A 20071-nucleotide genomic window follows, 5' to 3' on the forward strand; every position below is an offset into this window, starting at 1 on the left:
CTACCAGCGGCCGTCACGCGGGCCCGCGGATATGGATGAAGAGGAGTGGACGATGCCGATCGCCATGCTGCGAGGCGTGACCCTGGACTGCGCCGATCCGCAGGCGCTGGCCCGGTTCTACCAAGAGATGACAGGCATGGACCTCGGGTACGACGCCGACGGGTTCGTCGTCCTGACCGGCGGGTCCGGCAGTGACCTGGGTTTCCAGCGGGTCGACAGATACCGAGCGCCGCAATGGCCCGGCCAGATTGTGCCGCAGCAGTTCCACCTGGATCTCGGGGTCGAAGACCTCGACGCGGCGGAGAAGCTGGCGCTGAGCCTCGGCGCGGTCAGGCCGGATCACCAGCCCGGCGGTGACCAGTGGCGGGTGCTCCTGGACCCGGCCGGTCACCCTTTCTGCCTGGTCACCGGCTGACCACCGAACCGGCCCGAGGTCGCCTCGGTAGATCTGGACCGCCTGCACCAGCAGTTCGGCCGCCCGGACGACAACCAACGCACGCAGTCACGCTGGTCGGTACAGTCGCGCGGTGACCCAGGCAAGACGGTACGGCTATGTCGGTCCGGTCGAGATTCGCGACCATGCGATCGCATCGGACGCTGTGGCTGGCGCCGCGTCGCAGCGAACATGTCGCACTTGCCGGCGGTCAGGACGTCCTCGCCGCCGGGGAGATCACCTTCGCCTCAGCCGAATCCGGCTGGTGTGTCGTCGCGGTACCAACCAGTCAACGGGGTACTGCCCCGATCCGGACAGCTGGCCCGCCGTGGCGCGGGCACTGGACCGCGTGGGCGTCCCGCATCCGGGTGCCTTCACCGACGCCGTCATTTTCCGTCGTTGTCCCACGTGCGGCGAGCGCAACGTCGTGCGGGGCGACGATTTCGTCTGCGCCGTATGTGACAGCGCATTGCCGACGCGGTGGAACTTCGCGCCTGACTGACCAAACAGTTGACGGAGTAAGGAGCTGTTCGTGCGCCGGGTAGGTTCCGCTGGATGAGCACGGAGATCAGGTTCACGAAGTGGGGCGGTCGCAGGCATTGGCGGTACCCGATGCAGCCCTTGGGTGAAGACCGGCACGGGCGCTGGTTTGGTGCGCGGGCGGGCATCCTGCTGCGGCGGGGCTTCGAGGAACCGATCGTGCAGCCACATGATTTCGTCGTGTTGGTTCCAGCCGACGGATGTTGGATCGCGAGATGGAACGGCCCTGGTGAGTCCGACATCTCGATCTACGTCGACGTGACGAGTAAGCCGACGTTTCAGCCGGGCGTGGTGTCCGCTGTCGACCTGGACCTGGATGTCGTGCAGCATCGCGACGGCACCGTCCGGGTCCTTGACGAGGACGAGTTCGCCGAACATCAGGTGCGTTACCACTACCCGGCCGCAGTGGTGGCGCAGGCACAGGCCACGACCGACGATCTGGTCGCACGGCTCACGGCCGGAGCGGAGCCGTTCGGCAAGGCTGGGTCGGCCTGGCTGCAAAGGTTCGTCGAGAACGGCTGAGCCCGGTGACTGGCGAGCTCTAGCATCACGGTGACCTCGGAGACGAGCGACCGGCTTGGCGCTGCCGCCGGGTACGAATACCTAGTCCGGCGGGCACGCCGACTCATTCGCCGGTCCGGGAGGGGTTCGTATGATCGAGCCGTGAACGCGATAGTGCCCGGCGGGCGTCGGTTGCGCGGCACCATGGCGGGACGCCACACCGCGGCTGCGCTCGTAGGCGTCGTCGCGGTGGCGGTCGCGGCGATCGCGGTGGCGGCTTTGCTAAACCGGCAGAGGTACGTGCTGCTTCTGCCGATGGCGACGTGGCGGGCAAGGGCCATCCTGGTCGTCGTCGCGCCGGGGTTGCTTGGGCTCGCATGGTGGCTGCTGGCCCGGACTCGCAGATCCGCCATAGCCGCCGCGTCTGCGACCGTGCTGGCGCAGGCGGTGGCCTGCGTTGGCGGATACTGGCTGCTGGCCTGGTCCGCTCTCATCGAGGAGATTCCGAACGAAGGGCCTGAGACCATCGCGGTTTCGCCGGCCGGCGACTTCGAACTCGTCCGAACCGTCTACCGAGATGGGCTCGGCGAGGGATCGTACGAGGTGGTGCGTGTCAGGTCACGGGACGGGGCGGCCAGCAGGGAATCGGCGGCCGCCGTCGTTCGCTGCCGCACCTCGTACTACGAGTCGCCGGAGATGGTCACGTGGCACGTCGTCACCGCGCGCGACGTCGTTTTCGTCGACGAGACGACCATCGACACGAGCCATACCGATCGGCTTGTCCGCTTCGATCCGGACACGCTTCGGGTGGACGGCGCCGTCCAGCTACCCGTCTGCCCGACCGAGCGACAGCGTCCGACTACCGGTGGATAGCCAATGGTGAATCGGCGTCCATCGTGACTGACGGGGGAGCCAGCACTGGCACAGGACAAAGAAATACGCGAGCTACCGCGACGCTCGCCGCGCTCCATACCGTAGCTCCCGCGGCCTCACCCGCCGCCGTCACACGACCAACCCCGACGAGGGCAGGTTGTGTGGCCGCGGACGGTGAGGCCGCGGGAGCAACGGGCATCGCGCACGGCGAACGCCGCGGTAGCTCGAAACCCGATCCTGAACCTGACCCCAAAAGGTAGCCCTGGCCAGGGTAGTCCACTGTGGCCTGGCAAGCGGCGAGACCAACCTATCCTGGCGCGGCGCCCAGCCGGGCTGGGAGTACGAGCCGGACGTGCACAACGGGTTGCGGCATCCGTGCAACGGGATGGGCCCGTAGCTTCGTGTAGGGAGGTGATGGGGGAGGGGTCGGTTGACATTCGAGGAGTACGTCGCGGCGCGGTTGCCGGCGTTGTTGCGGCAGGCGACCGCGCTGGCCGGTGATCCGCACGTGGCCGAAGACGTCGTGCAGGACGTGCTGATCAAGGCACAGCCGAGGTGGTCGCGGATCCGCGAATACGACATCCCGGACGCCTACCTGCGCAAAATGATTGTGAACGAGTTGCTGTCGGCGCGCAGGCGGGTCGCCGCCGCCCTGCGCCGGGAAAGGGTGCAGTACGCCGCGCCGCAACCGGACGGCGCCGACGAGGTGGTGGTGCGGCGTGAGGCGCTCCTCCAGGTGATACGCACGCTTCCGGCCCGCCAGCGCGTCGTGATCGCGCTGCGGTACTTCGAGGATATGGCCGACGCCGACATCGCCGGTGTACTTGGCTGCACCGAGGGGACGGTGCGCAGCCAGGCGTCCCGGGCGCTCGCCAAGCTGCGCGAGGTTGCCGCGCTGCAACCGGTACTGGAGGAAGAATGATCGACGCCGAAGCGATCCGCGACGCTTTCGCGGCTTTGGCCGACGAGGCTCCGGACGCGGACCGCATCCGTGCCGCGCTGGCCGGTCGCACGCGGCGGCATCGCCAGCGCCGGTTGGTCCTGCGGCTCGCCGGTGCCGGTACCCTCGCGGCCACCACGGGGGTGGCCGCGGCCGGCGTGTGGCGCCTGACCCGCCCGTCAGATCCGGATTTTCCCGCCGTCGACGGCGGTCCCGGCGGCGGCTGGCTGGAGGTGCCTCTCCGTTTCCGCCCGACGTGGCTGCCGCACCGGTACGGCGAGGCCGCGCGCTCGTTCATTGTGGACGGTGGCCAGGTGCCGGTGCTCTCGCGGGAGTACCAGAAGGGCTCCGCCGAAGAGGTGATTTCGCTGCTGATTGGCCAGCATGAGTCGATCGAGGCGGACCGGCCCAACGGTGAAACGTCCATAGTAGATATCAACGGCTCGCCGGGTCGGCTCGTGCGGGTGACGGATATCGGGCTTGCCACCCACGTCAGTTGGCAGCGGCCGGGCGAGCCGCCGCTGATCGTCAGCGTGCTGACCGCGGGTGGCGCGGACGTCCAGCGAGACGTGGCGCTGCGCGTCGCGCGATCGGTGCGGCCCGATCCCGGGCTGACGTGGGTCGGCCCGCGCCTCGGCTGGCGGCCGCCCGATCTCGCGACCGCGCCGTGGCGGCTGCGTCAGGGATTCTATGGCGCCGACTGGACGCAGGACGTGACGGTCGACGGCGCCGACGGGCGGCAACTCATCATCGGCATGGGGCCCGGTGTGTCCCAGCGGTTCGAGACCACCTTCGCTAGCGAGCCGATCCGGATCCGCGAGTGGAGCGGCCTGCTGATCCGGGAGAACGGGCAGCTCTTCCTGAGTCAGCCCGACGGCGTCGAGGCGTTCGTCCAACTGGACAGCGAGTCCGTCGACGAGATGGTCCAGATCATGGAGGCGTTCGACAGTGGACCGTGGCCGGACATGAGCTGGGTCGGCGGGCGGTGAGCCTCGCATGATCGGTGACGAGTATTCCACCTTCGTCTATCTTGACGAGCATCGATGAGTGGCGGAGTGTTCGGAGCATGACACGTCGCCAGCTCGTCGTGGCACTGCTCGCCACCGTGGTCGCTTCGCTGACGGTGATCGGTGCCGTCGCGCTGGTCGTGCCGCGCGCCGACGCGGGGATGGTGTCGCCGACGCTCACCGTGACGCCGCCCAGCACGACGCCGTTCCCGCCGGGCGCGACGACCAACCTCGTCGCCTCCGTCGTGCGCACCGGATCGGTCACCCTGACGTGGACGGCCGCCCCGCGCGGCTGCTGCGTGATCGCGGCCTACGACATCACGTACACGCAGGCGTTCAACGACATCGTGTGGCAGACGAGCGTCGCCGGCACCGCCACCACCGCCACGATTTCCACCCTGTCGCGGGCGTCGGAGTACCGGTTCTCCGTGTCGGCGCGCGACGACCAGGGGCGCCGGGGCGGAGCGGCGTCGGTCACGTTCGTCACGCCGGCCACCGACACCGGCCCGGACACCACACCGCCCAGCAAGCCGGCGGACTTCGCCGCCAGCAACGTCACCGCGGCGAGCGCCACGCTGAGCTGGTCGCCGTCGACCGACGACGTGGGCGTCACCGGTTACCAGGTCTACAAGTTCGACGGGCTGTGGGCCTCGACGCTGGTCGCCACGGTGACCGGCACCAGCTACACGGCGCTGCTGTCGCCCGGGCGCAACCTCTTCTACATAAGGGCGCGGGACGCCGCCGGCAACGTGTCGCTCGCGGCCGGCACGATCAGCGTCAACGGCACGGGTACGCCCACGACGGGCCCGACACCGTGTCGGGTCGTCTACACCGTCCAGTCACAGTGGACGGGTGGCTTCGTGGCCGCGGTGACCGTGCACAACCAGTCGTCGGTGGCGTTGAACGGCTGGACGCTCGGCTTCCGGTTCACCGGTGACCAGCGGATCACCTCCGCGTGGGGCGTCTCGGTGTTCCAGAACGGCGCGGTCGTGACGGCCGACAGCGCGGCGTGGAACGGCGCGATCCCGGTCGGTGGCAGTGCGTCGTTCGGCTTCCAGGGCTCGTGGGTGGGCGGCAATCCCGCGCCCACCGCCTTCACCCTGAACGGCGGCCCCTGCACCGCGTGATCAGATAAGGCTCCTCGCCACCTGTAGGTCGGTGATGAGCACGTTGACCCAGCCACCAGACAGCGCCGCCCGGATGGCGGTGGACTTGCGAGCCCCGCCGGCGACGGCGACCCGGCGGGGCACCGCGCGCAGCTTCGCCGCGCTGATGCCGAGCACGCGATCGTCGAATGTGGACTCGATGTGCTGTCCCTTCTCGTCGAAGAACCGCACGCACACGTCGCCGACCGCGCCCGCCTCCCGCAGCGCCGGCAACTCGCTTTCGGCGAAGGCGTTGCCGCTCTCCCGCAGCAGCGGCGACGGCTCGATGCTGCCGACGCCGACCAGCGCCATCGTGAGGCCGTCGCAGGCGCGCAGCGCCGGCTCGATGTTGGGGTCGCTGACGAACATCTGCCGCATGTCGCCGGAGGCCAGCAGGCCAGGCGCGGGCAGGTACACCGCTTGCGCGCCGGTTACGGCGGCCAGGCGGCCGGCGATCCGGGTGGCGTGGTTCTGAGCGGTCACGTTGCCCACGCCGCCGAGCATCTGCACCACCTGCTCGGCGACCCGGGTCGGCCGGGGGCGCATGGCCTCCACGGTCGCGAGGATGGTGGCGCTCCACGAGGAGACGCCGATGCGCTCGCCGCCCATGAGGGTGGTCTCCAGGTAGACGGCGGCCGCCGCGCCGAGCGCGCGCAGGATCTGGTTTTCGTCCGCGTGGTCGTCGGTGTCGGCGACGATGACCTCTGTGAGGCCGTACTCCTCCTCGATCCGCTCCTCCAGTTCGGCGTACACCCCGCGCGGGGTGACGACGGTGGTGCGCACGATGCCCAGCTCGACGGCGCGCTTGAGCAGGCGTGACACGCGTGGCTGCGAGATGTGCAGCTGCTGTGCGATCTGCGGCTGCCGGACGCCGCGCTCGTGGTACATCCGGGCGACCTTCGTCAGCAGCCGGATGTGGTCGGTAGCGAGCTCATCCACGTCCGCAGAATAGCCATTCAATCCTTGAATGTGTAGTCAGAGCTGCCTACGGTGGTGTTATGTCAGATCAGCGGCGAATAGATATGCAGACCCCGGTGTTCGGGGCCGGCATCTGGCACTTCGGTCGGTACGTCGACCGGTACGCCACCGACGGCTACGGGCCGCCGGTGAACACCCTGGCGGCGATCGGCCTGGCGGGCCAGGTCGAGGACCTGTCGGTGGTCGACATGACGTACCCGTTCGACCCGGCCGGGTTGACCGTCGAGGAGGTCGGCGCCGCGCTCAAGCAGCACGATCTTCGGGCCATCGCGGTGACGCCGGAGATCTACACCCGCCGGTTCAGTCGCGGCGCGTTCACCAACCCGGACGCCGCCGTGCGCAGGGCCGCGATCGACCTGGTCTCGCAGGCGGCCGAGGCCGCCCGTGTGCTCGGCTGCGACTACGTCAAGCTCTGGCCCGGGCAGGACGGCTGGGACTATCCGTTCCAGGCCGACCACCAGCAGCTCTGGCGGTACTCGCTGGAGGCCGTCGGGGAGTTGGCGTCCACGTTCCCCGACCTGAGGTTCGCCATCGAGTACAAGCCGCGCGAGCCCCGCAACGCGATGGTCTTCTCGTCGGTGGCCAAGACGCTGCTCGGCATCGAGGAGATCGGCCTGCCCAATGTGGGCATCCTGCTCGACTTCGGCCATTCGCTGTACGGCGGCGAGTCACCGGCCGACGCCGCCCGGCTGGCCATCTCCCGTGGCCGGCTGTTCGCCATCGACGTCAACGACAACTACCGCGGCTGGGACGACGACATGGTGACCGGGTCGATGCACCCGATCGAGACGTTCGAGTTCTTCCATGCCCTGCACGACGCCGGCTGGGACGGGGTCTGGCAGCTCGACCAGTTCCCGTTCCGGGAAGACAGCGTCCAGGCCGCCCGCGACGGCATCGCGGTGATGAAGCGGATCCACCGCGCCCTCGGCCGGCTCGACCGCGACGCGCTCGCCGCCGCCCAGCAGGCCCAGGACGCCCTCGCCGCGCAGCGGATCATCCAGGCCGCCCTGTACGGGGACGCCTGATGCTGCCCGCTGATCCCGACCGCGCCATCCGGTACCGCGACGCGGTCGCCCGGATCCGGGGCGCCGGCGCCGAGGCGGCGGCCACCGAGCTGGCCGGTATCGCCCGCGAGGTGCGCCGCAGCATCGTCCGGATGATCGACCGCGCCCAGCTGGGGCACATCGGCGGCGACCTGTCGGTGACCGACATCCTGGTGACCTGCTTCTGGGGCGCCCTCACGCTCGACCCGCAGCGCCCCACCTGGGAGCAGCGCGACCGGTTCATCCTCAGCAAGGGGCACTGCGCCGCTGCGCTCTACTCCACGCTGGCGCACTCCGGTTTCTTCCACACCGCCGAGCTGGACACGTTCATGGCGCCGCTGTCCGCGCTGAACGGCCACCCCAACAAGATCAAGGTGCCCGGCGTCGAGACCAACACCGGCGCCCTCGGCCACGGCTTCCCGGTGGCGACCGGCTGCGCCATCGCCGCCCGCCTGGCGGGGCAGACCTGGCGCACCGTCGTCGTCCTCGGCGACGGCGAGATGCAGGAGGGCAGCAACTGGGAGGCGGCGATGACGGCGGCACACTACGGCTTGTCCTCGCTCACCGCGATCGTCGACCGTAACCGGCTGCAGCAGGGCGCCCGCACCGAGCAGACCAAGAGCCTGGAACCGCTCGGCGACAAGTGGCGCAGCTTCGGCTGGGAGGTGCGCGAGGTCGACGGGCACGACCATCTGGCTGTACTGGAAGCACTGGCACCGTCGACGAATGGTCAGCCCGTCGCCGTCATCGCCAACACCGTCAAAGGCAAGGGTGTGTCCTTCATGGAGGATCGGGTCGAGTGGCACCACAAGGTGCCCACCCGCGAACAGGTCGCCCTCGCGCTCGGGGAGCTGGGAGCATGACCGTCGTCGACGAGGTGGTGACGTACGACTGCCGGCAGGCGTTCGCGGAGGAGCTGCGGGCGCTGGCCCGGGCCGACGACCGGATCGTGGCCGTGTGCAACGACTCGGTCGGCTCCAGCAACCTGGTCGGGTTCCGGGAGGAGTTCCCCGAGCGACTGATCAACGTCGGCATCGCCGAGCAGGACCTGGTCGGCGTGGCCGCTGGGCTGGCCAACGCCGGCAGGATACCGTTCGTGTGCGCGGCCGCGCCGTTTCTGACCGGGCGGGCGCTGGAGCAGATCAAGGCAGACGTGGCATACAGCGAGGCGCATGTTGTCCTGTGTGGACAGAGTCCGGGGATGGCGTACGGTGAGCTGGGCCCGACGCACCACTCCATCGAAGACCTTTCCTGGATACGGGCGGTGGCGAACCTCGACGTCATCGTCCCCGCAGACCCGGCCCAGACCCGGGCCGCGGTGCGCTGGGCGGCCTCTTCCGGACGCCCGGCGTACCTGCGGACCCCCCGGTTCAAGGTGCCGGCGGTCACCCCGGCAGACGCCCCGTTCGCACCCGGCCGGGCTGTCCGCCTCACCGACGGCGACGACGTGACCGTCATCGCGATCGGATCGCTCACCTCCCGCGCGCTGGAGGCGGCCGCACGGCTGCGCGCCGAGGGGATCGGCGTGCGGGTGCTCAACATGCCGTTCGTCGACCCGATCGACACCGGCGCGGTGCTCGCCGCCGCCCGTGAGACGCGCGGCATCGTCACCGCCGAAGAGGCGACCACCAGCGGGGGACTGGGGGCCGCGGTCGCCGCGACCGTGGTGACCGGGCACCCGACCGCGATGCGCATCCTGGGCATCCCGCGGGTGTTCGCGCCGACCGGCAGCGCGGCCTTCCTGCTCGACCACTTCGGACTGTCGGCCGATGGCATCGTCGACGCCGTCCGCGATCTGTTAGCGGGCAATGGATAGCGGGCCGCTCGTCCTCGCCGTCGACCAGGGGACCAGCTCCACCAAGGCGCTGCTCGTCGACGCCGAGGGCCGGGTCGTGGCGCGGGCGACGGCGCCGCTGTCGGAGGCACAGCCGCAACCGGGCTGGGTCGAGCAGGACGCCGAGGAGCTGTGGCAGAGCGTACGGGCGGCCGTGGAGGGCTGCGTCGACGCGGGCGTGGCGCACCGGATCGAGGCGGTCGGCCTGAGCACCCAGCGGGAGTCGCTGGCGCTGTGGGACCGCCGTACCGGCCAGCCGCTGGGACCGCTGGTGAGCTGGCAGGACCAGCGCACGGCCGGCCAGTGCCGGGAGCTCGCGGCGGCCGGCGCCGGCCCGCTCGTCCGTGAGCTCAGCGGGATGCCGCTGGACCCGATGTTCTCGGCGCTGAAGGCCCGCTGGCTGCTGGACGCGTACGACCCGTCCCGGCGGCGCGCCGAGGCGGGGGAGCTGTGCCTCGGCACCGTCGACTCGTGGCTGCTGAGCCGGTTCGGCGGCGACCACGTGACGGAGGTCGGCAACGCCTCCCGCACCCAACTGCTCAATGTGGACACCCAGCGGTGGGACGAGCGGCTGCTCGACCTGTTCGGCGTACCCGTCGAGGTGCTGCCCCGCGTGCTGGCCTCATGCGCCGAATTCCCCGCGGCGCGCGGACTCGGGCCCGTGCCGGACGGTACGCCGGTGCGGGCCGTGCTCGGCGACTCGCACGCGGCCATGTTCGCCCACGCCGGCTGGCGGCCCGGCGTCGTCAAGGCCACCTACGGCACCGGCTCGTCGGTGATGGCGCTCGGCGACCCCGGCGGCAGCACCGCCCTGTGCCGCAGCATCGCCTGGGACCTGAGTGGAGCCGGGGACATGGGGGAAGCCGGGCACATGAGGGGAGCCGGGGACGTCACCGGTCCCGTGCACGCCGTCGAAGGCAACATCCGCGCGACCGGCCGCGCCCTGAGCTGGCTCGCGGAGCTGTTCGGCACCGACGAGCAGACGCTGCTCGACGAGGCGCCGCCTAGCGCCGGCCGGATACAGTTCGTGCCCGCCTTCGGTGGCCTCGGCGCGCCGTGGTGGAATCCCGACGCGGTCGCCGTCCTGAGTGGACTGACACTGGGCACCCGCCGGGGCGATCTGGTCGCCGCGGCGCTGGACGCGATCGTCCACCAGGTCGAAGATGTCGTGAGCGCGATCGACGCGAGCGTCGGCAAGGTACAGGTGCTGCTTGCCGACGGCGGCCTGACCCGCAGCGCGCGCCTCATGCGGGCGCAGGCCGATCTGAGCGGGCGGCGCGTGGCGCGGTCCGCCGAGCCCGACCTGTCGTGCCTCGGCGCCGCCGACGCGGCTGGCCTGGCCGCCGGCCTGTGGAGCCTGACCGACCTGGAGGAGCGCCTCCGCCCGTCCACCGACTTCTACCCGGAGATGGACGAGCGGACCCGCGCCGAGTCGCGCGAGCGCTGGCTGGCCGCGATCGACCGCACCCTCTCATGATCAGGGCGTCCCCGACGCCGTTCTAGCGACTTGAGGGACGCCCTGATCACGGTGGAGGGTTACGGACTGGTGCAGGTCACGTTGGTCACCGCGGCGGCGGAGTTGCCGTTGGCGACGTATCCGAACGTGGTGGAGGCGTTCGCGGCGAGTGACCCGTTGTAGGGCGCGTTCCGCACGCTGACCGGGCCGCTGGTGCCGGTGTTCACGCCGTTCCACAGGTTGGTGATGCTCTGCCCGCTGGCCAGCGTCATGCGCACCGTCCAGCCGTTGAGCGTCGAGGTGCCGCTGTTGCGCACGCTCACCTCGGCCTGGAACCCGCCGCCCCAACTGTTGACCACCCGGTACGTCGGGGTGCACCCGGCCGGGCCCGGCGGCGGCGTGGTGACCGGTGGCGTGGTGACTGGCGGAGTGGTCACCGGCGGCGTGCTCACGGGCGGTGTCGTGGGCGGCGTGGTCGTGGTGGGATCGGTGATGCTGCGCGGTACCTGCCGCAGCGCGTTGAACCAGACCGTCGCCATCTTGCCGTACCCGCCGGCGTTCGGGTGCACGCCGTCTGCCAGGTCACCCGCGGCCAGCGCGGGGTACATGTCGACGAAGTGCACCCGCTTGCCGGCGCTGACCTTGCTCTGCACGATGCCGGGAATCGCCGCGTTGTAGGTGCGCACCTGGGTGTCCGCACCGTTCAAGCGGATGATCGACGCGACGAAGACCTCAGCGTCCGGCGCGGTGTTGGTGATCTTGTCTATCAATGTGGACAGTCGCTGCGGTGCGCCCGCCGAGGCGCTGAACATGTCGTTGGTGCCGATGTGCAGCAGCACGGTGCGTGGTGTGGTGGCACGGAGCCAGTTGACGACGTTGGCGTCGATCTGTGCGATCGTCCATCCCGAGTGGCCCTGGTGGTCGTGGTCACCGAGGCTCGCCGGCCCGTTGAACTGCGAGCCGACAAAGTCGATCTTGTATCCACCGGACACGAACTTCTGCCACAGGTCGATCCGGTACCCGCCGGGCACGTTGAACCCGTCGGTGATGGAATCGCCCAGCGGCATGACGCGTACGCCGCCGTTGGACTCGGCGCTCGCGGGGCCGACGGCCAGTAGTGCCGCCCCGGCGGCCAGAACCCCGACCGTCGCCGCGGTGAGCAGTGCGTTCATCCTGCGCATGGAGACCTCCTTACGGACTGGTGCAGGTCGGGACTGGGCTGGACGGCCCGCCGCTGCCGATGAAACCGAACGTGGTCGAGCCGCCTGCGCCGAGTGAGCCGTTCCACGCGGCGTTGCGGACGGCGCCGCCGCTGAGTACGCCGCTCCAGACCTGGGTGAAGGACGGAGCGGTGGTCCACCGCACGGTCCAGCCGTTGATGGGTGCGGAGCCGGCGGTCACGGTGACCTCACCCTGGTAGCCGCCCTGCCAGGAGTTCACCGTGCGGTACGTAGCGGTGCACGCACCAACCGGCGGCGGTGTCGACGGCGGTGGCGTAGAAGGCGGCGGAGTCGAGGGCGGGGGAGTCGAGGGCGGTGGGGTGGACGGCGGGGGCGTGGTGGGTCCGCCCCCGCTGGGGATCGTCCAGGGGATCGCCGCCGTGCTCGGCGCGTACGGCACGTTGTTGAACGTGCGAGACACGTTCAGCCCGCGCAGGTACTTGTCAGCGAAGTCCATGATCGCGTTGTAGTCGGCCATGTCGATCTGGTGACCGCCCGGCCGGTACGCGATGCCGATCCGGTCCGGCACGCCCAGGTACTCGTACACCATCCGCGCCCCGCGATACGAATAGCTCGTGCCGATCGGGTTGGTGCGGATGTCGCTGCCCTCGGTGCCGTTGGTGGTCAACAGCAACCGGGGCGCCACCAGCGCGCCCAGCTCGTGCTGGTCGATCGGCAGCCGGTTGGCCTGGCCGCGGAAGGTGGCGAACCGCGGCGTGAACCAGTACGCGGCGCCGAGGATGTCGTCGAGTGTCTCGTTGTTGCTGCCGGTGGAGGAGAAGAAGCGGTAGTTGCCCATCCCCGCGGTACCGGCCGATCCTGGCACGGTCAACGCGATCCGGTCATCGAAGGCGCCCGCCACGACGGATGCCTTCCCGTACCGCGAGTAACCCGACACGCCCACCTTGGCCGTGTCGATCTGCGGCACCGAGCGCAGCGCGTCCAGGGTCCGGTGCACGCCCCACGCCCACGCCATCAGCACACCGGCGTCGGAGCTGGGGTACAGCGTCCAGAACGCGCCGGTCTTGCTGGTGCTGTCGGCGGCGATGCTGTTGGGGTTGATGTGCACTTCGGCGTAGCCGCGCGAGGTGGTGCTCGCCGCGAGCGGGTTGAGCATGATGATGGCCGGGTGCGGGCCGTTGCCGGCGGGCAGGCTCAGGGTCGCGTTGAACGACGCGCTGCGCCCGTTCGCCTGCACGGTGACGGTCAGCGTGTTTCCGTTGCGGGTGCCGGTGACGCTGGTCGGCGCGGGCGGCAGGTGCCCGTACTCGTAGTACTGCAACAGTTCGCGCAACTGGTCGCGGCGGCACGACCAGTCGGCCGAACTGGTCATGCGGGTGCCGTCCCAGTACTTGAACGGGTCGGGAAGCTCGCTGATGGCGGGTAGCGCGTTCGCCGCTGGCAGTGAGGCGGGCAGCGGTGAACAGGCGGCGGCACCAGCCGTGCTCGGTCGCAGGGCGAGCAGCGCGCCGGCGCACACCAGTGCGGCTATGGCGAACGCGCTCACCAGGCGACTCCGGCCGGGCCGGGTCAGGGGCGGTGACACTCATGAACCTCCGTTTCAGAAACCGCCAATTCGTTTGCCCAGGACGAAGGCGGCGCCAAGTGGTGAACGTTAACATCGCGCCCGCGCGCTACGAGCAGCGAGTATCGATGCTTATGAGTATCAGACGATAGGTTATAGCCTCGACGGTCGTCAATGGATAGCTCCACGACGCGCGTGTTGTGCGCGTGTCGCTCGTCCTAAACGTTCCTCAAAACTCCCTTAGAAACCGATCTGCTCCGGATGTCAGTCCGTACCTACTGCAGACTGAGAGGAGTGGATTGAATGATCGCGCGACGTTTGACCACGCGCAAAACCGTCATAGCGGCGGCCGTCCTGGCCACCGTGGGTGCCGGAACGGCGATCACCCTCAGCGCCAACGCCGGCACCAACGCTGACGGTGACGCCCCCGCGGCCAGTACGCCACGCGTATCGGAGGAGATGCGCGCCGCACTGCGGCGCGACCTGAACCTGACCGACGCGCAGCTCGACGCCCGCCTGAGCCGCGAGGCGTGGGCGGCGCGGACCGCTCGGGCACTGCGCGGGACACTCGGCGACGAGTACGCCGGCGCCTGGCTCACCGGCCAGCAGCTCAACGTGGCGGTCACCGATCGCTCCCTCACCGACGAGATACGCGCGGCCGGTGCGCAGGCGGCCGTGGTGGACCGCAGCGCCCGCGAGCTCAGCACGGTCAAGCGGACCCTGGACCGCCGATCCGGCACCGCCTCGGCGAGCGTCACCGGCTGGTACATCGACCCCGCGACCAACACGGTCGTGGTCCGCGCCGCTTCCGGGCGCACGTCCGCCGCCCGCACCTTCGTCCGCAAGGCGGGCGTCGACGCCAGCGACGTGCGCGTGGTCGCCGACGGGACCGCGGCGCGCCTGCTGAACCGCCCCAAGCCGGACCCCACCGAGGATCCGGAGGAAACAGCGCCGCCGGAGGACCCAGACGAGACGGCGCCGCCGGAGGAGACAGCACCGCCGGAGGAGACCGGAGCCCCGGAGGAGCCAGCCGACCCGAACGCGCAGGCCGTGCGCGGCGGCGCGTCGTACGTCATCGAGGGCCAGGCGGTCTGCTCCGTCGGGTTCGCGGTACAGGGCGGCTTCGTCAGCGCCGGCCACTGCGGCAACGAGGGCGACGCCACTGCGGTACAGGATGGCCAGCAACTGGTCGCGCTGGGTGACTTCCAGGCATCATCCTTCCCGGGCAACGACTTCTCCTTCGTCGCCACCGGCGACGGCTTCGCGCCGGTCGGCGAGGTCAACAGCTTCGGCGGCGAAAACGCCGGCGCGGCCAACCTCGGCGCGCCCCTGCCGGTCGCCGGCTCGGAAGAGGCGGTCGTGGGCACCGCGGTCTGCAAGTTCGGCCAGACCACCGGCGCGAGCTGCGGCGAGGTCCAGGCGCTCAACGTCACCGTCAACTTCGCGGACCCCATCGACGGCGAGGGCACGGTCGCGGTCGGCGGCCTGATCGGCACCGACGTGTGCGCCGAGCCCGGCGACTCCGGCGGCTCCCTGCTCGCCGGCGACCAGGCCCAGGGCGTCGTCTCGGGCGGTTCCGGAAACTGCCAGCAGGGCGGCGAGACGTTCTTCCAGCCGGTGAACGAGATCCTCCAGACCCTGAACCTCACCCTGCTCACCGCGGCCGGCGCCGGCGCTGGCGCCGAAGACCCGGGCGCGGGTGCGGGCGCGGGCGCTGACGAGGAAGCGGGCGCCGACGAGGAAGCCGGCGCCGACGGCGAGGCCGGCGACGGCGAGGCCGGCCAGGAGCAGGCGGGTCAGAAGGCCCACCGCTAAACCGAGTACGGCGCTTCGGCCCCCGGGTGTCGCCCGGGGGCCGACGCCTGCGTCCGTCCACATAGGCCAGACCCCAACACCCATGGATTCGAGCTACCGCGACGTTCGCGGTGCTCCATGCCGTTGCTCCCGCGGCCTCACCGTCCGCGCTTCACGATCAACCCCGGTCGGGGGTTGGGCCGTGGGACGACGGCGGGTGAGGCCGCGGGAGCAACGGCCTCGCCCGCGACGGACATCGCGGCAGCTCATCTCCTCGCTCTGCCTCCTCGGCATCCGGCCGGCGCGCCCCTCAACCTCCGTCCGGCACCGCCGACGTCCCCTCGCGCATCGCCGATCAAGGGCATTCGCGTCGATCAAGGGCGAATGCACGCGGTTCGATCTCATTTCCGCGTGCATTCGCCCTTGATCGGCGCAAGCGGCGTGGCGACACGCCGTGCTGCGCTGGCTGGGCGGGCCGCGGGGGCCGTGGGGAGCGCGGGTGGCGCGGCCTGAGGGTCTGATCGGCGACAGTCTCGGGCTCAGCGGGGCTCTCGGCGCGCACTATCGGGCAACACGGGATCTGGACGGGAGTTCGAGGATGGACATTGGCGTTCCTGCCGGCCTCGTGGGTGGGCTGTTCTGCCTGCTCGCGGTGGTTGTCGTCGGGTGGGCGTTGGTCACGTACAACCGGCTGGTGCGCCAGCGCAACCAGGTGCAGGCGTCCTGGGCTCAGATCGATGTGCAGCTCAAGCGGCGCTACGATCTCATACCCAACCTGGTGGAGACGGTGAAGGGGTACGCGGCGCACGAGCGGGGCACGCTCGATGCCGTGGTCACGGCCCGGAACGGCGCGATCAACTCCGCGCAGGCCCGCGTGGGCGAGCGCGCCGCCGCCGAAGACATGCTGAGCCAGGCGTTGGGCCGGCTGTTCGCGCTCGCTGAGGCGTATCCGGACCTCAAGGCAAACCAGAACTTCGCCGCCCTGCAGGCCGAGCTGGCCAACACCGAAGACAAGATCGCCTACGCCCGGCAGTTCTACAACAGTGCTGTGCAGACGCTCAACACGAGCGTGCAGACGCTGCCCACGAACGTCATCGCGGGCATCGGTGGGTTCCGGACGACGGAGTACTTCGAGGCGGCCGGGGGCGAGCGCGGCCCGGTCCAGGTTCGCTTCTAGCGGGGGCTGGCGATGGACTCGCGCGCGGTACTCGACCTCGCGGTGGCGGGGGCGGCCCTCAGCGGCTGGTTCGGTGCGTACGGGGTCGCGCGGCTGCTCACCCGGCCCGCGAGCCCGGCGCCGGACCCGGCGACCCAGGACCTCGGCGACGAGTCGCCGGCCGTGGTCAGCCTGCTGGTAAACCGGTGGAGCCTGACCGAAGACGCGGCCGAGTCGACGCTGCTCGACCTGGCGGCCCGCCGCTTCGTGGAGCTGCGCCAGCCCGGCAACGACCCGATGCAGACCACCCTGCACCTGCCGGCGAGACCGCCGGACACCGCGGGGCTGCGGCCGTACGAGCGGCGGGTCCTGGACCGGGTACGCGGCCTCGCCGTCGACGGCGTCGTCCCGTTGACCGCCTTGACGTTCAGGGACGAGGGGCAGGCCAAGGGGTGGAACAAGCGCCTGCACGCCGAGGTCGTCGCCGAGGCGCGCGCGGCCGGGCTGTCCCAGCGCCGCTTCGGCCCGGTGCTGACCGGCGCGCTGACCGCCGCCGCGGTGCTCGTGGCGCTCGTGGTCGCCGGCGCGGCGTTCCACTATGGAACGTGGAGCGGCGACGATGACGACAACCCCGGCGTCGCCGCCGGGATCCTGACGTTCTTCTTGCTGGGCGCCGTGATCGGCGTGACCCGGGGCGAGCGCGACACCCCGCTGGGCCGCCAGGTCGCGGCGCGCTGGCTGGGCGTACGCGACTGGTTGCGCGGGCACGAGGAGTTCGCCGACCTGCCGCCGGCGTCCGTGACCGTGTGGGATCGGTACCTGGGCTACGGCGCGGCCACCGGCGCCACCCACCTCGCCAGCGCGATCCTCGACCTCGGCATGGGCAACCGCAAACTTGTCTGGTCGTCGTTCGGCGGCACCTGGCACCGGGTACGCGTGCGCTATCCGCGCCTGTTCTGGCGGTACGGCCACAGCGCACCGAAGCTGTCGCTGCGCGCGGTGGTGGCCGGCGCCGCCGGCGTTCTCCTGCTGTTCGGGTTCACCGGCGACGGGCTCGACTTCCTCGAAACCCAGACCGGCGTCGCGCCGACGCTGGACCGGGTCGCCGTCGGCGTCGGCGCCGTCGGCCTGCTGCTGATGCTGTACGGCGCCTATACGCTCGCCCGCGCGCTGGTCGACCTCGCCACGGTCCGCACGATCACCGGTGAGGTGCTGTGGGCGGAGGTCTGGCGGTCGACCGCGCACCACGAGAACCGTCCGTCCCGGCCTTGGCTGCACTACCTGGCCGTGGACGACGGCACCGACGACCGCACCACGGCGTGGGCGCTGCCCAGCGAGCGGGCCGGCCGCTGCCACGACGGCGACACCGTCACGATCCGGGTACGGCCGTGGAGCCGCCTCGTCGTCGGGCTGGACGTCGTCGGCCATGGCCGGTCGCGGGCCCTCGCCTTCGCCGAGCCGATGACCACTGTGGACATCGACTCCCCGGTCGAGGCGGGGCCGGCTCGGCTCGCTCCCGAAGACGTGTTCACTGTGGACCAGATCGCGCAGGCGCTGGGGATGCCCGTGCGGCCCGGGGATCCGGTGCCGGCGCTCGGGCCGGTCGGCAGCGCGCAGTACGTGTCGGCTGACCGGGGCAAGGCCGTGCTGCTGGTGCAGAGCGCGGACGGTACGGCGGGCCGGTGGGCCTGGCGGGGCAACTCGCGCGGCGAGGCGCTCGCGGGCATCGGGGAAGGCGCCTACGTCAACGGCGATCGGGCCGCGCTGCGCGCCGGCGAGACCACCGTGGTGCTGACCCTGCTCGGCCCCGCCCGCGGCCGCCGCACATACCTGCCGTGGCTCCTGCAGCAGGCCGCCGCGCGGATGGCCACCCGGCCGGCTCCACCGTCCACTCGATAGTGGCATGTGACCGGTACCCGATAGCGCCATCGACGTGCCTGCCTGACGATGTGCGTCATGCCAGGTGGTGGTCTAGATGTTGGACACGACAATTGACATCGGCATCGCGGGTGCGGCGTTCTTCCTGGCCTATCTGGCCGTACGGGTGCGGACCCGGCCGGCCTGTCCCGCCGGCGGCGTCGAGCCCGGATCTGGGAGCCGAGCCCCCAGCGGTGGTCAGCCTGCTGGCCAGCGGATGGTCGCCGCCCGAGGAAGCGGCGCCCGCGACCGTCCTGGACCTGGCCGCCCGCGGTCACCTGTAGTTGCGCCAACCGGGTAACGATCCGCGGCAGACGACCGTGCACCCGCTGGACCGGCCCGCCGGCGCCCTGCTGCCGTTCGAACGCCGGGTCCTCGACCGGGTCCGCACGCTGGCCCGGCACGGAGTCGTACCGGTGAGCGCGCTGACCTTCCGGGACGCGGGCGAGGCCGCGCGGTGGAACGATCGGCTACACGCCGAGGTCGTCGCCGAGGCCCGCCGGCTCGGCCTGTCGCGTGCCCGGTTCAGCAGGGCGGCCGTCACCGGGCTGTCGGCCGGCGCGCTCGGCGTCGGTGCCGCGGTGTTCTGGGCCGTCCTGCGCTTCTGCCTCACGCACACCCAGCCGCCCAGCCTCGTCGCCGGACTGGTCCTCGGTGGACTCGCGGCGCTGCTGGTGCTCGGCCCGCTGGGCCGCCTCAGCGCCGGCGACCTGGGCGAGCGCGACACGGACGCCGGCCGCGAGGTCGCGGCGCGGTGGCTGGGTGTACGCCGGTGGCTGCGGGCACATGAGACGTTCTCCGGCCTGCCGCCCGCCGCTGTCGCGGTGTGGGACCGGTACCTGGCCTACGGTGCGGCTCTGGGCGCGGCTCGGCTCCGCGTACCACGGCTTGGGCACTGCCGGCCGGTCTGGCGTGCGAGATCGGAGAAACCGTGACCATCAAGGTCCGCCGGTGGAGCCGGCGCGTCATCGATCTCCGGGTCCGGTACGACAATGTCCAAGGTGGAGCGTCCACCGTGGATCGCGAAACGCCGCTCGAAGGACTCCCACGATGAGGCGGCCGCTGTCGCGGGTCGCCTGCCTGCTCGCCGCTGTCGCCGTGCTGGCGGCGGGCTGCGAACAGCCGCTCCCGGACGACGATTCGGCCGCCACGCCGGGCCAACCCGCCGCCGAAGGCAGCGGCCCCGAACCGCCCGCGCCTAAGAGTGGAACCAAGCCCGCCATCAAGGTACCGGACCTGCCGATCGGCCACGCGTACAACGACGGTACGGCGATGAGGCGGTGCCTTACCGTCGCGTGGCTCCCGCCGCCCGACATACCCGACGGCGTCACCATCGAGGTCACCGACGTGTGGTTCGATCCCCGGGACATCTTCACACGGAGAAGGCCTTCGACGGATGCCAGAACCGGCTCTGCGAGAAGAAGTTCGTCTTCCGCGCCGGCACGTACAAGACCAAGGCGGGCCAGTGCTTCGTACCGGCCATCGCGCGGCGGCAGGCCTGGTCAGCCGAGCTGAAGATGTCGGGAAAGATCCGCTGTCCGGCCGTTGAGAGCCGGCTGTGTACCCGTTTCGCCGCCGCGGTCAAGCAGGAGGTCACCGACGAGGACAGGAACCGGTTCACCGTCGATACGCCCGACGAGTTTCCGTCGAGCGACCCGCCGGCGACCGGGGAGTCCACCGGCCCGCCACCCGGCGGTGGGGGTTGACGC

The 20071-nt window shown here is 70.9% G+C and carries 18 protein-coding genes; 15 read left to right on the forward strand and 3 right to left on the reverse strand.

All coding sequences use genetic code 11. The features are described from left to right. Positions 1–52: 52 nt before the first annotated feature. The 6 genes from QMG73_RS40555 to QMG73_RS40580 all read left to right on the forward strand — a co-directional run bounded on the left by QMG73_RS40555 (position 53) and on the right by QMG73_RS40580 (position 5421). The gene (locus QMG73_RS40555) at positions 53–415 is read left to right on the forward strand and encodes a VOC family protein (protein ID WP_281904626.1); all 363 of its coding nucleotides are present in this window, start codon (positions 53–55) and stop codon (positions 413–415) included. 573 nt (positions 416–988) lie between these two features. Further along, positions 989–1495, forward strand: coding sequence for a DUF402 domain-containing protein (locus QMG73_RS40560; protein WP_281904629.1), 507 nt, complete (start codon positions 989–991; stop codon positions 1493–1495). A gap of 30 nt (positions 1496–1525) precedes the next feature. Then, complete coding sequence (locus QMG73_RS40565) at positions 1526–2347, forward strand: hypothetical protein (RefSeq protein ID WP_281904632.1); 822 nt, start codon at positions 1526–1528, stop codon at positions 2345–2347. A gap of 430 nt (positions 2348–2777) precedes the next feature. Then, on the forward strand, positions 2778–3269 hold the full coding sequence (locus tag QMG73_RS40570; protein WP_281904635.1) for a SigE family RNA polymerase sigma factor: 492 nt from the start codon (positions 2778–2780) through the stop codon (positions 3267–3269). Further along, positions 3266–4276, forward strand: coding sequence for a hypothetical protein (locus QMG73_RS40575; protein ID WP_281904637.1), 1011 nt, complete (start codon positions 3266–3268; stop codon positions 4274–4276). Before QMG73_RS40570 ends, QMG73_RS40575 begins: the two co-directional genes overlap by 4 nt. 77 nt (positions 4277–4353) lie before the next feature. Further along, complete coding sequence (locus tag QMG73_RS40580) at positions 4354–5421, forward strand: cellulose binding domain-containing protein (RefSeq protein ID WP_281904638.1); 1068 nt, start codon at positions 4354–4356, stop codon at positions 5419–5421. On the opposite strand, the gene QMG73_RS40585 is transcribed toward QMG73_RS40580, so the two are convergent. Beyond that, on the reverse strand, positions 5422–6378 hold the full coding sequence (locus tag QMG73_RS40585) for a sugar-binding transcriptional regulator (protein WP_281904639.1): 957 nt from the start codon (positions 6376–6378) through the stop codon (positions 5422–5424). A 59-nt stretch (positions 6379–6437) separates the two neighbouring features. Between QMG73_RS40585 and QMG73_RS40590 the strand changes: the two genes are divergently transcribed. Genes QMG73_RS40590 through QMG73_RS40605 form a run of 4 tightly spaced genes read left to right on the forward strand, consistent with a single transcriptional unit; the run spans position 6438 to position 10771 of the window. After that, the gene (locus tag QMG73_RS40590) at positions 6438–7442 is read left to right on the forward strand and encodes a sugar phosphate isomerase/epimerase family protein (protein WP_281904640.1); all 1005 of its coding nucleotides are present in this window, start codon (positions 6438–6440) and stop codon (positions 7440–7442) included. Continuing rightward, positions 7442–8323, forward strand: coding sequence for a transketolase (locus tag QMG73_RS40595; protein WP_281904642.1), 882 nt, complete (start codon positions 7442–7444; stop codon positions 8321–8323). The genes QMG73_RS40590 and QMG73_RS40595 overlap by 1 nt, the downstream gene beginning before the upstream one ends. Next, the gene (locus QMG73_RS40600) at positions 8320–9276 is read left to right on the forward strand and encodes a transketolase family protein (protein ID WP_281904645.1); all 957 of its coding nucleotides are present in this window, start codon (positions 8320–8322) and stop codon (positions 9274–9276) included. Before QMG73_RS40595 ends, QMG73_RS40600 begins: the two co-directional genes overlap by 4 nt. Continuing rightward, complete coding sequence (locus QMG73_RS40605; protein WP_281904648.1) at positions 9269–10771, forward strand: FGGY family carbohydrate kinase; 1503 nt, start codon at positions 9269–9271, stop codon at positions 10769–10771. Before QMG73_RS40600 ends, QMG73_RS40605 begins: the two co-directional genes overlap by 8 nt. Positions 10772–10830: 59 nt before the next feature. Here the strand turns inward: QMG73_RS40605 and QMG73_RS40610 are convergent, their stop codons facing one another. Together QMG73_RS40610 and QMG73_RS40615 are read right to left on the reverse strand one after the other, a co-directional pair. Beyond that, entirely contained in the window at positions 10831–11931 is a 1101-nt protein-coding gene (locus tag QMG73_RS40610; protein WP_281904650.1) for a cellulose binding domain-containing protein, read from the reverse strand. A 10-nt stretch (positions 11932–11941) separates the two neighbouring features. After that, on the reverse strand, positions 11942–13516 hold the full coding sequence (locus QMG73_RS40615; protein WP_281904652.1) for a glucuronyl esterase domain-containing protein: 1575 nt from the start codon (positions 13514–13516) through the stop codon (positions 11942–11944). A 282-nt stretch (positions 13517–13798) separates the two neighbouring features. Here QMG73_RS40615 and QMG73_RS40620 point away from each other — a divergent pair, with 282 nt between their 5' ends. The 5 genes from QMG73_RS40620 to QMG73_RS40640 all read left to right on the forward strand — a co-directional run bounded on the left by QMG73_RS40620 (position 13799) and on the right by QMG73_RS40640 (position 20068). Next, the gene (locus tag QMG73_RS40620) at positions 13799–15310 is read left to right on the forward strand and encodes a S1 family peptidase (RefSeq protein WP_281904654.1); all 1512 of its coding nucleotides are present in this window, start codon (positions 13799–13801) and stop codon (positions 15308–15310) included. Between the two features lie 577 nt (positions 15311–15887). Beyond that, positions 15888–16466 carry a LemA family protein gene (locus tag QMG73_RS40625; RefSeq protein ID WP_281904655.1) on the forward strand — a complete coding sequence of 193 codons (579 nt, stop codon included), beginning with the start codon at positions 15888–15890 and terminating at the stop codon, positions 16464–16466. 12 nt (positions 16467–16478) lie between these two features. Further along, a complete protein-coding gene (locus tag QMG73_RS40630) occupies positions 16479–18344 on the forward strand; it encodes a DUF2207 family protein (protein WP_281904657.1) in 1866 nt (621 codons plus the stop codon). A gap of 338 nt (positions 18345–18682) precedes the next feature. Next, entirely contained in the window at positions 18683–19297 is a 615-nt protein-coding gene (locus QMG73_RS40635) for a DUF2207 family protein (protein WP_281904658.1), read from the forward strand. 414 nt (positions 19298–19711) lie between these two features. Beyond that, a complete protein-coding gene (locus tag QMG73_RS40640; RefSeq protein ID WP_281904659.1) occupies positions 19712–20068 on the forward strand; it encodes a hypothetical protein in 357 nt (118 codons plus the stop codon). Positions 20069–20071 lie beyond the last annotated feature (3 nt).

The organism is Phytohabitans aurantiacus (assembly GCF_027923225.1).
GTDB lineage: Bacteria > Actinomycetota > Actinomycetes > Mycobacteriales > Micromonosporaceae > Phytohabitans > Phytohabitans aurantiacus.